Source organism: Hymenobacter segetis, from assembly GCF_038448715.1.
Lineage (GTDB): Bacteria > Bacteroidota > Bacteroidia > Cytophagales > Hymenobacteraceae > Hymenobacter > Hymenobacter segetis.
In genome coordinates, this window is record NZ_JBCEVZ010000005.1 from 1 (window position 1) to 15961 (window position 15961).

General features: G+C 62.5%; 16 protein-coding genes. 11 read left to right on the top strand and 5 right to left on the bottom strand.

The window, feature by feature from the left end:
* The 7 genes from AAFH49_RS03355 to AAFH49_RS03385 form a co-directional block, all read left to right on the top strand.
* Positions 1–310 (top strand): ClpP family protease (locus AAFH49_RS03355; protein ID WP_342296002.1); only part of this gene is annotated, 310 nt, incomplete at its 5' end.
* Between the two features lie 141 nt (positions 311–451).
* A complete protein-coding gene (locus AAFH49_RS03360; protein ID WP_342296003.1) occupies positions 452–1432 on the top strand; it encodes a cation diffusion facilitator family transporter in 981 nt (326 codons plus the stop codon).
* A gap of 57 nt (positions 1433–1489) precedes the next feature.
* Positions 1490–2728: an MFS transporter gene (locus tag AAFH49_RS03365; protein WP_342296004.1), complete on the top strand. Its 1239-nt coding sequence runs from the start codon at positions 1490–1492 to the stop codon at positions 2726–2728.
* 194 nt (positions 2729–2922) lie between these two features.
* Positions 2923–3318, top strand: a complete 396-nt coding sequence (locus tag AAFH49_RS03370) for a hypothetical protein (protein WP_342296005.1) — start codon at positions 2923–2925, stop codon at positions 3316–3318.
* Between the two features lie 112 nt (positions 3319–3430).
* Positions 3431–3877, top strand: a complete 447-nt coding sequence (locus AAFH49_RS03375) for a DUF6526 family protein (RefSeq protein WP_342296006.1) — start codon at positions 3431–3433, stop codon at positions 3875–3877.
* A gap of 86 nt (positions 3878–3963) precedes the next feature.
* Positions 3964–4266, top strand: a complete 303-nt coding sequence (locus AAFH49_RS03380; RefSeq protein ID WP_342296007.1) for a DUF4286 family protein — start codon at positions 3964–3966, stop codon at positions 4264–4266.
* Between the two features lie 127 nt (positions 4267–4393).
* Complete coding sequence (locus tag AAFH49_RS03385) at positions 4394–4984, top strand: arylesterase (RefSeq protein ID WP_342296008.1); 591 nt, start codon at positions 4394–4396, stop codon at positions 4982–4984.
* A gap of 122 nt (positions 4985–5106) precedes the next feature.
* Here the strand turns inward: AAFH49_RS03385 and AAFH49_RS03390 are convergent, their stop codons facing one another.
* Both AAFH49_RS03390 and AAFH49_RS03395 read right to left on the bottom strand, forming a co-directional pair.
* Positions 5107–6033: a DUF72 domain-containing protein gene (locus AAFH49_RS03390; protein WP_342296009.1), complete on the bottom strand. Its 927-nt coding sequence runs from the start codon at positions 6031–6033 to the stop codon at positions 5107–5109.
* Between the two features lie 75 nt (positions 6034–6108).
* Positions 6109–6381, bottom strand: coding sequence for a hypothetical protein (locus AAFH49_RS03395; RefSeq protein ID WP_342296011.1), 273 nt, complete (start codon positions 6379–6381; stop codon positions 6109–6111).
* Here AAFH49_RS03395 and AAFH49_RS03400 point away from each other — a divergent pair.
* From AAFH49_RS03400 to AAFH49_RS03415, 4 genes are all read left to right on the top strand, one after another.
* Positions 6380–7267, top strand: a complete 888-nt coding sequence (locus AAFH49_RS03400; protein WP_342296012.1) for a septal ring lytic transglycosylase RlpA family protein — start codon at positions 6380–6382, stop codon at positions 7265–7267. The genes AAFH49_RS03395 and AAFH49_RS03400 overlap by 2 nt on opposite strands.
* Before the next feature lie 224 nt (positions 7268–7491).
* Entirely contained in the window at positions 7492–9927 is a 2436-nt protein-coding gene (locus AAFH49_RS03405; protein WP_342296013.1) for a penicillin acylase family protein, read from the top strand.
* 73 nt (positions 9928–10000) lie between these two features.
* Positions 10001–10834 (top strand): TonB family protein, encoded by an 834-nt coding sequence (locus tag AAFH49_RS03410; RefSeq protein ID WP_342296014.1) that lies wholly within the window; start codon positions 10001–10003, stop codon positions 10832–10834.
* Between the two features lie 35 nt (positions 10835–10869).
* Positions 10870–11997, top strand: coding sequence for an energy transducer TonB (locus AAFH49_RS03415; RefSeq protein WP_342296016.1), 1128 nt, complete (start codon positions 10870–10872; stop codon positions 11995–11997).
* Between the two features lie 121 nt (positions 11998–12118).
* Here the strand turns inward: AAFH49_RS03415 and AAFH49_RS03420 are convergent, their stop codons facing one another.
* The 3 genes from AAFH49_RS03420 to AAFH49_RS03430 form a co-directional block, all read right to left on the bottom strand.
* Entirely contained in the window at positions 12119–12358 is a 240-nt protein-coding gene (locus tag AAFH49_RS03420; protein WP_342296017.1) for a hypothetical protein, read from the bottom strand.
* 185 nt (positions 12359–12543) lie between these two features.
* Complete coding sequence (locus tag AAFH49_RS03425; RefSeq protein WP_342296018.1) at positions 12544–14121, bottom strand: DUF1501 domain-containing protein; 1578 nt, start codon at positions 14119–14121, stop codon at positions 12544–12546.
* 16 nt (positions 14122–14137) lie between these two features.
* Positions 14138–15889, bottom strand: coding sequence for a DUF1800 domain-containing protein (locus tag AAFH49_RS03430; RefSeq protein ID WP_342296019.1), 1752 nt, complete (start codon positions 15887–15889; stop codon positions 14138–14140).
* Positions 15890–15961 lie beyond the last annotated feature (72 nt).

Sequence of the window (15961 nt, forward strand, 5' to 3'; positions counted from 1 at the left end):
CTGCACCGGCTTGGCCGCCAGCATGGGCGCGTTTCTGCTCTGCGGCGGCGCTATTGGCAAACGCTCGGCCCTGCCCCACGCCCGCGTCATGATTCACCAACCCTCGGGCGGCGTGCAGGGCCCGTCGGCCGACATCGAAATCACCGCCCGCGAGGTCATTAAAATCCGCGAGGAGCTCTACGGCATCTACGCCGAGCGCACCGGCAAAACCTACCAGCAAATCCACGCCGACTCCGACCGCGACTACTGGCTGCGGGCCGACGAAGCCAAAGAATACGGCCTGATTGACGAAGTGCTGACGCGGCCGTAGCACAGTAGCGCGGACTTTGTAGTCCGCGTCCCCGCGTCATTCGGGTGTCGTTCCGGGGCGCGGACTACAAAGTCCGCGCTACTTCATCGCACCCAAAGCCCAACCGTTTACGTTCTTCGCGCAGCGCCAACGCTTCGCCCCATGCCTCACGACCACGACCATTCCGCCCCCGGCCACTCGCACGCCGGCCACCAGCACGCCGCCCCGCCTCCCGGCGGCGGCTTCAGCGCTGCCTTCGCTATCGGCATTGGCCTCAACTTGGCCTTCGTGGTTGCCGAAACCATTGGCGGCTTCTGGGCCAATTCCAGCGCTCTGCTCTCCGATGCCGGCCACAACCTGAGCGACGTGCTCAGCCTGGCCCTGGCCTGGGGCGCGGCCTGGCTGGCGGGCCGGCCCGCCACCCGGCGCTACACCTTTGGCTACCGGGGGGCCACCATCCAGGCCGCGCTATTGAACACGGCCCTGCTCTACGCCGCGCTGGGCTTCATTCTCTGGGAAACCATCGACCACTTGCGCCACCCCGCCCCCGTCAACGGCCGCTGGGTGATGTTGCTGGCCGGCGTCGGCATCCTCATCAACGGCATCACCGCCCTGCTCTTCCGCAGCGGCCAGTCCGATGTGAACGTGCGCGGCGCTTACCTGCATATGATGACCGACGCCCTGGTGAGCGTGGGCGTGGTGGCCGGCGGCGGCCTCGTGCTGCTCACCGGCTGGGCCTGGCTCGACCCCGCCATCAGCTTCATCATCCTCGGTCTCATCGCCTATAGCTCGTGGGGCCTGCTGCGCGACAGCCTCCGCCTGGGCCTGCAAGCCGTGCCCGACGGCATCGACCCCGAAGCCGTGCGTGCTTACCTGCTGGCCCAGCCCGAGGTCGAGTCCGTGCACGACCTCCACATCTGGAGCCTCAGCAGCGCCGGCCACGATGCCGCCCTCATGGCCCACCTCGTGCGCCCCGGCCAGGCCGATGCCGCTTGGCTGGCCACCCTCACCAAGGGCCTCGAAACCGAATTCAACATCCGCCACAGCACCGTGCAGGTCGAGGACGGCCCCCTGCCCGGCGGCTGCCACAGCCACTGCGAGCTGGCCGCGCCGGCCGTGTCGGAAGCGGCGCACGCTCACTAATGCCTTAGGGAGCTGGCGAGCCGCTTGTGGCACCACAAGTTGGTGCTACATTTCGCCATGCAAGTTTCCCACCCTACTAAAACCACCGTTCTCAGCGCTGCCGTCATCGTAGCCGCGCTGGGCTATTTCGTCGACATCTACGACCTGATTCTGTTCAGCATCGTGCGCGTCAAAAGCCTCAATGACCTCGGCATTATTGACAAAGCGGCCGTGACGGACCGCGGCTTGTTTCTGATAAATATGCAGATGGGCGGCATGCTGCTCGGCGGCATTCTGTGGGGGATTTTGGGCGATAAAAAGGGCCGGCTCTCGGTGCTGTTTGGCTCTATTCTGCTCTATTCGCTGGCCAACATTGCCAACGGCTTCGTCCAAACCATCGACCAATACGCCTGGCTGCGGCTCATCGCCGGCATCGGACTGGCCGGCGAGCTGGGCGCGGGCATCACCCTCGTCAGCGAAAGCCTGCCCAAGGAAAAGCGCGGCTACGGCACCATGATAGTGGCCACCGTAGGCGTGAGCGGGGCTATGCTGGGCTACTGGGTGGGCGAAAAACTGGGCTGGCGCAACGCCTATTTCGTGGGCGGCGGCCTGGGCCTGGCCCTGCTCCTGCTCCGCGTGAGCGTGTTCGAGTCGGGCATGTTCCAGCAGGTGCAGGCCCAGGCCGAAGTATCGCGCGGCAATTTCCTGAGCCTCTTCACCCACCCCACCCGCCTGGGCAAGTACCTGCGCGTGCTGCTGATTGGGGTGCCGCTGTGGTTCGTGGTGGGCATCCTGGTCACGCTGGCACCGGAGTTTGGGCGGGCCCTGGGCCTCACGGGCGAGGTCACGGCCGGGCTGGCGGTGTTCTGGTGCTATTTCGGGCTGGTGTTTGGCGATTTCATGAGCGGGGCGCTGAGCCAGCTCTGGCACTCGCGCAACAAGGCGCTGCAGGTGTTTCTGGTGTTTTGCGCCACGCTGGTGGCCGTGTATTTGTTTGGAATAAAAGGCGCCTCACCGGCCACGTTCTACGCCGTGTGCTTCGTGCTGGGCATTTCGGTGGGCTTCTGGGCCTTGTTTGTGACGGTGGCCGCCGAGCAGTTCGGCACCAACCTACGGGCCACGGTAGCCACCACCGCGCCCAACTTCGCACGCGGCGCGGTGGTGGGCCTGGTGCCCGCCTTCAAGTACCTGAGCGGGCAGTTGGGCTTCGTGCCGGGCGCGGCCGTGCTGGGCGGCGTGTCGCTGCTAATAGCCTTCTGGGCCGTGAGCACCCTGCCCGAGAGCTACGGCAAAGACCTGGACTACGTGGAGGAATAGCCCCCAGGCCGTCATGCTGAGCGCAGTCGCAGCATCTCTACCGTTTAACTAATCCTAATCGACAGGTTTAGCATTGCGGTAGAGATGCTGCGACTGCGCTCAGCATGACGTGCTATTTCCCCCTGGTTCTGAAAACCTTGCGGTAGGCGCGGCGTACACAGGCCATACCTAACCGGGTTTCACAACCCGCCCCCATGAAAAAGCTCCTCGGCCTTTTGGCCATTATCGTGGCCTCCTCCCTCTCGGCCCACGCCCAAACCCCCATCACCCCCGAAGCCCAACAGCCGGCTCCGCTCACCATTGAGCAGCAGCAGCAGCGCGCCGCCGATACCAAAGCCACCTACGAGGCGCAAAAACAGCAAAGCAACAACAGCGACCAGGCCGTGCGCGACAGCAAAAACCAGCTTCAGCAAAACGCCAGCCAGCAGTCCGACCTCAAAAAGCAGCTCCGCGAGCAGCGCAACCAGGAAAAAGCGCAAAAGTCCCAGCTGAAAGAGCAGCGCCACGCCGCCTCCGAAGCCAAGAAGCAGGAGCGCGCCGCCCGCGACATGGCCAAAGCCGAAAAGAAACGCGCCAAGGAAATGAAATAAAGAAGTCGGCCCGCCGTCTTTCTATGAAAAAAACTCCGGCTTCGGCCGGAGTTTTTTATTGCCCGCTTTCCAACCCATCTCCCCTGCTTTAGTCCCCATCACCTCATTTCGCATGCCCACCCCCACCAAAAACACCGCCCAATATTATCCCTGGCACCATTTCGTGCTGCTGCCGCTGGCCGGGCTCATGGCCGGCTACGCCATTCTGCGCTACACCAAAGTGGCCGGCGACGACGACCAGACGGCCCGGCTCTGGTTCACAGTGGCCGCCCTGGCCATCATCGGCCTGGGCGTGCTCCTGATGCTGCGCCAGCACTACGCCCTGCAATTGCAGGACCGCATCTGCCGGCTTGAGGTGCGCCAACGCTATTTTGAGGTAAGCGGCCAGCGCTTCAATGCCCTCGAAAAGCAGCTCAGCCTCAGCCAAATCCTGAGCCTGCGCCTGGCCGGCGATGCCGAGCTGCCCGCCCTGGCCCAGGCCGCCGCCACGTCCAATCTTTCACCCAAAGACATTCAGGCCCGTATCACTGATTTTCAGTTCGACACCATGCGCGTCTGAAAAGAGCAACTGCGTGAGGGAGCGGCTGAGTGCTTTATTCACCGTTTCTTCACTCAGTCACCTCCTCACTCAGTCACTCCATTCCTATGATTCTCTACAACGTCACCAGCAGCATCGAGCCCACCGCCGCCGAGGCTTGGCTGGACTACATGCGCTCCACCCACATGCCCGAGGTGATGGAAACCGGCTTTTTCATCAAGAGCCAGCTCTGTCGCCTGCTCAACGAGGAAGAAGGTGGCATCACCTACGCCGCCCAATACTACTGCCTCAGCTTGGAGCAGCTCGAAGAATACCAGGCCATCTGCGCCCCCTCCCTCCGCGCCGATATGGAAAAGCACTTCGCCGGCAAGTACGTCTCGTTCCGCACCGTGCTGGAAGTGGTGGAGTAAAGCCCTGCCTCAGCTTAATTTAAGAACGTCATGCTTCGACTCCGCTCAGCATGACGTTCTTTCTGGTTCTTGCCGACCCCACCAGTCGGGCACGAAAAAGTCTACTGTGCTGTTTAAACAGCACTATATGAAAAATATTATTTTCTTTGGCGACAGCCTCACCGCAGGCCACGGCCTGCCGGCCGCCAACAGCTTCCCCAGCATCCTCCAGCAGCGGCTCGACGAGCACCCGCTTCCTTATAAAGCCTACAACTACGGCGTGAGCGGCGAAACCAGCGCCGGCGGCCGCCAGCGCCTGTCCGCCGTGCTGGCCCGCCACCCGATTGACGTATTCGTGCTGGCCCTCGGGGCCAACGACGGCATCCGGGGCATCCCCGTCCGCGAAACCACCCAGAACCTCCAGTTCATCATCGATGCCGTGCGGCGGCAGTATCCGCAGGCCCAAATGGTACTAGCTGGCCTGGAGTTTCCCTTCGACCTTGGCCCGCTCGGCGGCCACCGCCTGGCCCACTACGCCACCGAGTTCAAAGCCCTGTTCCGCACCCTGGCCGATAAAAACTCACTGCCCTTCGTGCCCTTCCTCTTACAAGGTGTGCTGGGCCGCCGTGAGTTGAACTTGGCCGACGGCGTGCACCCCAACGCAGCCGGCCAGAGAATCCTGGCCGAAAACGTGTGGCAGGTGCTTGGGCCGCTCTTGCAACAGCCGGTTAGTTTGTGACTTAACACCTCTGTCATCCTGAGCGCAGCGAAGGACCTTATCACATTTGGACGAAAGCTGTTTGAACGTAATAAGGTCCTTCGCTGCGCTCAGGATGACAGATGGCTGATAGCAAGCACCTCCTAAAACCCAAACAGGTTCCCCTGCACCGGCTGCGGAATGATGTGCGGCGGCGGCACCACAATTCCCGTTAGCCTCCGGATTTTCTCCAATAAATACTGAGCGAATACCGGCGCGTGACGCACGTCTTTTTGGTGGATGAAGAAGTAGACCTCGTGCACGCCCTGCGCCACCCAGGCGGCAATGCGCTCAGCCCAGGCATCAGCCCGGTGGTAGTCGGTGGAGTGCAGGCCGTGGCCGTTGAAACGGATGAAGGCGGTGGGCGTGGTCAGGCGCAGGGGCAGCACGTCGCGCCGGCCGGCCACATCGGTTATCACCAGCGTTTTGTTGAGGGCTTCGAGGGTTGCGAATACGGCATCGGCCAAAACGCGGTCGGCAAACCAGCGCGGGTGGCGCAACTCTACGGCCAGCGGCACGGTCTCGGGGAAGTCGACCAGGAAGCGTTCCAGTCGCGGCAAATGCTCGGGGCCGAAGTGCGGCGGCAACTGCAAAAAGGCCCAGCCCAGGTTGTCGCCCAGCCCTTCGAAGGCTCGCGCCGTGGTCACCACCAGGTCATCGGCCTGAAATAATTCCCGCTCGTGGCTGATGCTGCGCGGCAGCTTGGGGCAGAACTTAAAGCCCGAATCCGGCCCCACGGCCTCGCGCCAGCGCCGCACTGTGGTGGCATCTGGAATGCGGTAGTGGGTGGTATTCAGCTCAATGCTGTTGAACTGCTGCGCGTAGTAGCGCAGGTAGTCGGGCTCCTTGATGCCGGCGGGGAAATACGTGCCCAGCCATTCCTTATTCGTCCAGATGGGACAGCCGACGTAAATGCGGGCCGGCGCAGGCTGCGTGAGCCGGGCGCGGGCCAGCACCCGGGCCGTCTCGGGATGGTCGGGCGGCAGGCTGAAATCAACGTAGCGAAGGTCGGGTAAGCGGCCAAAATCCATGGGACAAAGGTAGGGTTAGGGCCCGGCGGCGGGCTACTGCTCTTACGATAAAAACCGGACTTATGCAACCCGGTTTCAAAGGTAGTCGTAGGGCCGATGCCCAAATTTTATACCCGTCGCATAATCTAATTTTGGTACCTGTGCAATGGCAAAGGCCCAATTCGGCAAAATATACTTTGAGGCAACCTCACGGCTACTTTTCAGGCCAACATGAAGATTAATTAAATGCAAGTTTTCTGGATAAAGGACAATTTTTAACCTAATTCGGTTAGTAGAGGTCAGCGGATTTTTAGCATTGCTCAAATGGATGGGTCTATGTTTGTCCTGCTCACCATCTGCAAATCGCATGATTTTATCTCGTCGCCTTAAAGTACTCGTCCTTTCCAGTTGCTTCTTTTTTCTACTGACTTTGCTGGGCGCTTCGGCGCGCACCGCCCCCGGTACCACCAAAGCAGTTCCTGCCACTAGCACCGCCACTACGGTGTTGCGCGGCCGGGCCTCCTGGTATGGCAGTTACTTCCAAGGCCGACGCACCACCAGCGGCGAGCGTTACAACCGCTTCAAATACACCTGCGCCCACAAAACCCTGCCCTTCGGCACCCGCCTGCGGGTTACCAATGTGAAAAACGGCAAGTCGGTCGTGGTGCGGGTTTCCGACCGTGGCCCGTTCCGCCACCAGCGCATCCTCGACTTATCCGAAGCCGCCGCCAAGCCCCTGGGCGTGGTTGACTGCGGTGCCGCTACCGTGGTAGCCGAAGTAGTAGCCCCCGAAACACCCCTCGGCCCCGCTTCTACCCCCAACAACCTGGCCGCCCTCTTCGCCGCCGACCCCAACCCCGAAGCCGCGTTCACGACCTACACGGTAACCCCGGATGCCCCCATCAGCCCCGCTGACTCAGCAGCCAGAGTCAACGCTACGGCCACGCTCATCGCCGCGGCGCACGCCACCAAAGCCGAAGTCATCAGCACCACCGAATCGGTGAATTGCCCGGCCGGTTTCCTCATTCAGGCCGGCTCTTTCATTGATGCTGCCAATGCCCAGACGGTGCAGGCCCGCATCAAGTCGCTGATGCCGGAGCTTAGCGTAACCATCTCCCAGGATTTGCTCGATGGGCGCCAGCGCAGCCGCGTGCTCGTGGGCCAGTTTGGCGAACGTCCCGAGGCCGAAGCCGTGCGCCAGCAATTGCTGGTCTGGGGTATCGGTGGGCTGGTGCGCGAAGTTGCGCTTCGATGAGTTTAGCATTGCGCTGATACGCCAACACTGCCCGCAGCGCGGAGGCATATTGGTAGTAGCACCGTTTCTAATAATTTTAAAGCCCTGGTGGGGCGACACTCATAATGTGAGTGTCGCCCCACCAGGGCTTTTGCTATTTTGTCTTCCCTGCTTCCTACCGACATGCCGCCGCTCTGCAGCTTCGCGCAGTAGCTTGCGCTCGGAATTCCAATTCATTATCTACCATGATAAAAGCCATACTGGCCCTGGCCGCGTGCCTTACCCTCGTTTGGGTGCTTAATACCAAGCAGGGCAACCTGCCGCCCTTCGGCAAGCTGCTGAGCCCGTACCGGGGCTTCTGGCTGAACGGCGAGCGGCCCGAAGACTTCCCGGCCCAACAAAAGCTAGCCATCGCGGGCCTGCAACAACCTGTGACGGTGCGCTACGACGACCGCCGCGTACCGCACATCTTCGCCCAAAACGACCACGACTTGTACCTGGCTCAAGGCTACCTCACGGCCCGCGACCGGCTCTGGCAGATGGATTTCGTGGCCCACGTAGCGGCCGGGCGGCTGGCCGAAATCGTGGGGCCGGAGCGGCTCGAAACCGACCGGTTTTTCCGGCGCATGGGCTTAGGCTTCGGAGCGCAAAAGTCAGTGGCCGCCGTGCTGGCCGACCCCGTGACCCGCGTGGTGGCCCAGTCCTATTCCGATGGCATCAACGCCTACATCAGCAGCCTTACGCCCGCTACCTACCCATTCGAGTACAAGCTGCTCGACTACGCGCCCGAGCCCTGGAAGCCGCTAAAAAGCGCCCTCATCCTCAAATACATGGCCTTCGACCTCACCGGCCGCTCCGACGACCTGCGCATGAGCAACGCCCTGCGCAAATACGGCCCGGCGGTGATGCGCGACCTGTTTCCGGACTACCCTACCCGCGAAGACCCGGTGATTCCGGTGGGCACTGCGTTAGATTTTAAGCCGCTGGCCACGCCGCCCGTGCCACCGGCTTTTGTGGCGGCTGAAGCGCCGTATGCGCCCACGCAGGAGCCCTCACGCGACTTGGGTTCCAACAACTTTGCGGTGGGTGGGGCGCGCTCGGCTACGGGCTTTCCAATGCTGGCCAATGACCCGCACCTACAGCTCAACCTGCCCAGCATCTGGTACCAGGTGCAAATGACCGCACCGGGCGTGAACGTCTACGGCGTGTCGATTCCGGGCGCGCCACTGGCCATCATCGGCTTTAACGAGCAGGTGGCCTGGGGCGTGACCAACACCTACGCCGATGTGCTCGACTGGTACCAGGTGCAGTTTCGGGACGCCCGCAAGCTGGAATACTGGCACGCCGGCCGCTGGAAGCCGGTGCGCCGCGTGGTGGAGCACATCAAAGTACGCGGGCAGGCTGACCGACTTGATACCGTATTATACACCCACCACGGCCCGGTGGTGTACGACCGCGTCGAGAAGCCCTTCCTGCCCCAGACGCCTATCGGCTACGCGGCCCGCTGGACAGCCCACGACGCGGCCAACGAGTTCAAAACCTTCTACCAACTCAACCGCGCCCGCACCTACGCCGACTACACGACCGCACTGGCCAGCTACGGCGCGCCGGCCCAGAATTTCGTGTTTGCCGATGCCGGCCAGGACATTGCCATCTGGCCCAACGGCCGCCTGCCGCTAAAATGGCACGAGCAGGGCAAATACCTGCTCGATGGCCGCGACCCGGCTCAGGACTGGCAGGGCTGGATTCCGGCCGCCCAGAACCCGCACGCCAAGAACCCGGCCCGGGGCTTCGTGTCGTCGGCCAACCAGTCGTCGGTGCGGCCGCAGGACTATCCATATTATATGAACTGGGACTACGGCTCGTCGGAGCGCGGCCGGCGCATCAACCAGCGCCTCGGCCAGATGCCCATAGTGACGGCCGACAGCCTGCGCCTGCTGCAGAACGACGTGCTGGGCCTGAATGCGCAGCTGATGCTGCCGCGAATGCTGGCGCTGGCCGGCACGCAGGCAGCCACTACACCCGAGGGCCAGGCCCTGGCCGCGCTGCGCGCCTGGAACTACCAGTACACGGCCGATGCCGTCGGCCCCAGCCTGTTTGAGCTGTGGTACGACAACCTGGTGAAGCGTCTCTGGGACGACGATTTTCCCCTCGACCCTAAAGGCCCGGCCTACCGCTACCCCGCCCGTGACCGCACCAACAACCTGATTCTGAAGGAAGACAGCAGTCGCTGGATTGACGACCGCCGCACCCGCGCCCGCGAAACCCTGCCCCTGCTGGCCCGCCAAAGCCTGCGCTGGGCCGTGGACAGCCTCACCCGCAAATACGGCGCACAAGGCCCCAAATGGCGCTGGGCCAGTCAGAAAAGCACCGACATCCTGCACCTGCTCAAGCTCCCCGGCTTCGGGCAGCTAGACGTGGATTGCGGCGGCGGCGCGGGCATCGTGAACGCCACCACCGAGCGCAACGGCCCCAGCTGGCGCATGGTGGTGGCGCTGGGCCCGCAGGTGCGCGCCTACGGCGTGTACCCCGGCGGCCAGAGCGGCAACCCCGGCTCGCCCTTCTACAGCAACCTACTGGAAACCTGGCGCGTGGGCCAGCTTGATGAGCTGGTGTTCCTGCGCAGCGCGGCGGAGCCAAATGCGCGGGTGGCTACAAGCTGGACGCTGAAAGCGAAGTAATTTGCGAGTATTTAAAATTTATCAATGGTGCCGTTTCGCACCCGTTTTGTCTCTTTTCACCCAACAACTTCCTTTGAAATCTACCTTGTTTAACCCCGCCTTGCGCACACTGCGCACCGTGCTGCCGTTTCTTATTATCTGCGCTGCGCAATCGGCCTTGGCGCAAACCACTCCGCCCCCGGTTCCGGCGTCTGATACCGCACGGATTGGCGGCAAAATATATACCTACGTCGAGCAAATGCCGCAGCTGCCCGGTGGAGGCGGTAATGCCTCCATTATCAATGCCATCCAGAGTCGGGTGGTGTACCCGGTCCAGGCCATTCAGCAGCATGTGGAAGGGCGGGTATTCGTGAGCTTTACAGTGGGCGAAAACGGGATGGTGCGCGATGCCAAAGTCGTGAAGGGCATCGGGGCCGGCTGCGACGAAGCGGTATTGGCGGCCGTACAGCAGCTGCCGCAGTTCAACCCCGGCCGGCAAGTGGGCCGGCCGGTACCAGTGCGCTTTACCGTGCCCGTTACCTTCCGCATGGTTGCGCCGGCTGGTAGCCTCGCTGCCCCAACTGACACCCTTAACCGGATTTACACCCTAGTGCAGCAGATGCCGGAGTTGCCCGCGGGCGGCGGTTCCGAGGCCATCTTACAGGCCATTCAACGGGCGTTAGTTCAGCCCGCTGCCGCGTTGGCCAGCCGCAAAATGGAGAAGGTGTTTGTTGCCTTTGTTGTAGGCCCCAGCGGGGTGGTGCGCGATGTCAAGGTTGTGAAGGGCGTGAATCCTGACTACGACGCTGCTGCGGTAGCCGCCATCCATAAACTTCCGCGCTTCAACGGCGGCAAAATGCTGGGCCGGCCTGCGTCGGTAAGCTTCACCGTGCCGGTTGAGTTCGGGCGGGCTGCTCGTTTTCATTGATTCCTGCAGTTCGCTCCCGCCAATAAATTTGCGGTATGAATTCCTGCACTCCTTACTTCAACATCCTTAGCAGCCAGCATTCCCAGCGGCTCTGGTTGCTGTTGGCGCTGGCGTTGCTGACCACCCACCCCGCCGCCGCCCAATACTACGGCCAGTATGCTACCGATACCACCCAGATATTCAACTACGTAGACCAAATGCCGACCCTGCCCGGCGGGGGTGGCAATCTGGCGCTGGTGAAGGCCGTTCAGAAGCACCTGCAGCTCCCGATTGAAGTTCGCGAGGGCCGCACCGAAGGCCGGGTGTTCGTGCGCGTCGTCGTGGGGGTGAGTGGGGTGGCCCGGCAGGCGGCCGTAGTGCAGTCCCTTAGCCCCGCCTGCGATGCCGCCGCGCTGGCCGCGGTGAAACGGATGCCGCGCCTGTTGCCGGGCCGCTACCAGGGCCAGCCGGTGGCGGTGCTGCTCACCGTGCCGGTCATGTTTCTGTCGCCGCGCCATGTGTTTGCCAGCGCGGAAGTGGCGCGGCCAGCTCAGTTTCCCGGCGGCGACGCGGCCCTGGAGCAGTACCTGCAAAAGAATAAAGCCACGCCCCCCGAAGTAAAGCAGCGCGACCTTAAAGGCCGCGTTGTGGTGCGCTTTGTGCTGAAGCCTGATGGCCGCGTGGGGGCCAGCGAAGTCATCAACTCCCTCTGCCCCAGCTGCGACGACGAAGCCCTGCGCCTCGTGCGCGGTTTCCCGCGCTGGCAGCCCGCCCTGGGCTACGACGACCAGCCCGTGGCCATGTACCAGGTGGTTAACATCTGGTTTAGCCCGCCCGCGCCGCCTACCGGCCAGGCCGCGCCGGTGCCCGAAAATCAGGTTTACAGCCAGGTTGAGCAGATGCCCGTGCTGCCCGGCCGCAGCGGCCCCGACGGCCTGCAAGCCGCCCTGCAGGAACTGATTGAGTACCCCGAGCGGGCTAGTAGCGGCGAGGGTCAGGTCAGCTTCGTGGTGGAGCCCGATGGCCGCATCACGCGCCCGGTCATGCTCAAGCCCATCAACAGCGCCCTGGATGAGGCGGTGCTGGCGGCAGCCCTGCGCCTGCCCCGTTTCGAGCCCGGCCGCCACAACGGCCAGCCGGTAGCCGTGCGCCTCACTGTCCCGGTCTTAGTTGACATTCGATAAGCAGCTTTTTCTCCGGAAATCAGCACTGTAAAAACACAGAAAAGGCGACCTCCAGTAGAAGGTCGCCTTTTCTGTATCGCATTGGTCCTGTACCGTTTTGCAGCGGCGGGCCGATAAATAGCTAGTCGTGGCTGGCGCGGTTGATGAGCAGTACCGTCACAGCCGCAATCGCCGCGATGCCGAGCACCATTTGCGTGGGCGTGAAGCGCTGAGCGGCTTTGCGCAGTAGTACGCCGCCGTTTTTCAGCAGGTCGTCTACGTGCTCGGTCTTGCCTTGAAATACGTGGTAGGCACTCTCGAAAGTACGGGCAAGGTCTTCGGGCAGGATGTCTTCGAGTTGTTTTTCGATTTGCGCTTCCATAAAGCTGGTATTGAGAAGGGAGAGGTGAAAAAGGGCAATTACCGCCCCGGATTCGCTGTACGGAAAAGTGCGGGGCCGGGCTGTCTTTTTTCTATTTATCAAACGAAAAAATCCACAACAACGAATACCAACCATCTCATTATAAGCAGGATTTATCAATAGATATTACCCCACAATTCCCGACTTTACTCCACCACCACGATGCGTGAGCCCGTGCGCCGGTCCTCCCGTACCTGGCAGTAATAGGCCCCCGGGGCCAGTCCGTTCAGGTCCACAGGCAGCAGTTGGGTGCCACGGGGCAACACCTGGTCCACGGCGCGGCGCACCTCGCGGCCCAGCGCATCGAGCACCACGATTTGGACGTGGCCACCGGCGCTTTCGTAGGCCACGGTGGTGCGGCTATCGCGCGCCACCGGGTTGGGGTACACCGTGAACTCGGCTACCTCGGCCGCGGCAGCCGTAGCTGTAGCGGCCCCGGGCCGCAGCACCGGCACGTAGGTGAAGGATTGCCCGAAGAGCTGCGTAAGCGTGGCCGGCGTCACCTGGAACCAGTCTTTGAGGATGCTGGTGTAGATGCTGCGGAAATCGAACTGCATGGGAATGTTGTCGTTGACGCCGGCGCTGGTGGGCAGCGTGGGGTTGGCGCCATGCACGATGGGGTTCACCTTGGAGCCAAACACCAGCAGCGGGGCAGCCGCGCCGTGGTCGGTGCCGAAGCCCGAATTGGACCGGATGCGCCGCCCGAATTCCGAGAACGTCATGCCTACCACTCGGTCCTGGATTGCTAGCCGCCGTAAATCATCCTGAAAGGCATTCACGGCCTCCGCAATCTTACCCAACAGCGTGGCGTGGGTGCCCACCGTGGTGCTGCCCGTGCTGGGCACCTGCAGCGTGTGCGTATCGAAGCCGCCGAGCTGGCACACGTAGATGCGCGTGCTCAGGCCACCAGCCACCAGCTGAGCCACTATTTTGAGCTGGTCGGCCAGCGAATTCTGGCCCGCCGTGGGGTATAGTGGCGAGAGGTTCTGGGCCCGCCCGGCCGCCGCCTGAATGGCCGTGGTGTACACCTGCGTCTGGCTCACCACCTGCCGGATAAACGTCAGCTCGTGCCCGGCCGGCGTATTCGGCGCGGCATCCACGCCGCCGCTAAGCAACTGATAGAAAGACGACGTGCTGGCAATGGCCATGCCCATGTTCACCGTGGGGCCCTGCACGCAGTTGCTCACCACCGAGCCGATGCTGATGGCCAGCGGGTCGGGATTCGTGGTGCTGGGGTAGCCGGTGGGGAAGCCCGGAAACTCGCCGTCGAGGTAGCGGCCGGCCCAGCCGGTGGTCCAGGTCACGTTCGAGTCGGAACCCGAAGTCCAGATATCGGTGGCCCGGAAGTGCGAGAAATTGGGGTTGGGGTAGCCCACGCTCTGCACCACGCCCAGCTTGCCATTCTGGTACAGGTTCTGGAGCGAGGCCATGGCCGGGTGAATGCCGGTAGCCGTGGTGAGCGGCAGCACCTGCGCCTGGGGCAGCGCAATATTGCTGCGCGCCGCCAGCAGGGCCGGGTACTGGTCCAAGGGGATAATCATGTTCAGCCCATCATTGCCGCCCTGCAGCTGAATGATGACGAGCACCTTATCCGTAACCGTGGTGGCATTGGTGAGGGCCGCCAGCTGAGCCGAATAGCCATAAGCTCCAATCGGCAGCCCGCTCAAAAAAGCAGTGCCAACTGAGGCCGCAGCCGTAGTCTGTAGAAATTCGCGACGTTTCATGGTGTGGCTGTTGGCGTTAGGACAAGTGGTATTCGGCCAGGCCCATCAGGGCGCGTAGCATGGCTTGCAGCTTGGTGGTCACGGCGGCTTTCTTGGCCGTGTTGGTGGGCGCGGCCAGGTACTGCTGCCACTCTATGGTCCACTCAAAATCGGGCAGGCCCGGCAGCAGCGCGGTTTTCAGAAAGGCAATTTGATTGGTGGTGAGGGCAATGGGCACCATCAGCTTCACATACTCAGCAATCAGCAGGTTGCAATCGGCCGCCGTAGCGGCCGGGAATGACTGCGTGAGCGCGAGCACGTCAATCACAATTTTGACCCCGCTGCGCGTGTAGCCCGAGCCAATGAACAGGTCCGTGACCTGGTTGCGGCGCGGCAGTGTCACGGCATTTATCCAGAGTTCGTGGTACTGCGGCGTCTGATAGTAGGCAGCCCAGCCGGCCACGTTGGGCGGGTCGCCCAGCGTCTGCTGCTGCACGAAAGTGAGGCTGTTGAGGTAGTCCCACATGGTGTACTGCACGGCCGCGTTGGTGGCGGGCGGAAACACCATTTCCATCTGCCGGCACAGGCCCACCGTGAAATCGAGCGGGCTTTTGATGAGGCAGCCCACGTTCAGCACATCGAAAAAATGCTCGGAGCTAAACAGCGCCCGCAGCACCGGCACGATGTCGAAACCATTGTTGATGAGAATAGTAGCCAGCGGCCGGATAATATCTGTCTCCACCTGCGTGTCAATCAGGTAGTACACAAACCAGCGGTACAGCTTGCGCACGATAAAGCGCGCCGTCTCGACCTGCTGAAAAATCAGGTTGATAAGGGCTTGGTATTCGGTAGCGCCGCCGTTGGCAATGCTGGCATTGCCGAAGGCCGACGAAAACACTTTGGTCGTAGTATCGTGGCGGCTGGCCGTGAAGTAGCTGCTCACGGGCACGGTGGCCAGGTCGCGCCAGCCGGTGAGGACTTTGGCGGCGGCCTGCACGTCGGCCTCGGTGTAGTTGGTGTAGTTGCCGACGCCAATCAGCGGCCCCTTGCCCACCGTGAACAGCTCCAGCAACTCCCGGCCGTAGTTCTCGTTGGGCGCACCGGTTATACTCTGGTTGCCATTTAGATAGCGCAGCATGGCGGGCGTCACGGTCACGTCCTTGGCCAGCTGCTTGAAATTGCCCAGCGCGTGCTGGCGCAGCAGGCGGCAGTATTCGTAACCCATGCGGGCATCATTGATGTCGCCCAGCTCCACCACAAAGTGGTTGTGCCAGAACAGCGTCATCTTCTCCACCAGCGTGGTGCTCTGGCCCAGCAACTGGCCCAACCACCAGTCGCGCAGCGAAGCCCGCCGCACGCCCTCAAAATTCTGGTCGAATACCTGCGCCGTCCAGGTCTGCCCGATGGGCACGCTGGTATCAGTGGCCGACACATTCACGGGCGGGTCGGGCGCGGTGGCCGGGACCGTCAGCAGGCCGTTGAGCACCGCTGTGAGGTTGGAGCCCGCCGCCGTCATAATCTCCGTGCGTGTGGGGCCGAACAGGCAGCGGCGCAGCAGGTGGGCGGCCTGCGCGTAGCCCCAGGTACCAGCGTAGGGCGTGAGGGTGCTGGTGGTGCGGGCCAGGCCGGTAGGCAGCGCCTTGTTGGCATAGCGGCTCACGGTTTCGGGTGGGTCCTGCTGGGCCTGCGCGGCGGCGGGGGCTACCGGTGACGCGGGCCGCTCAGCTACGGCCGCCGCCGGGGCATTTAGGACGGCCGCGTTTCGTTGGAGGAAATGTCGACGGTTCATAAGCAGGGCGTAATGATGGAATCAGCAACAACAATGAAACGAGTCCTGGCCCGGCGTTCTTTCTCTTATGGG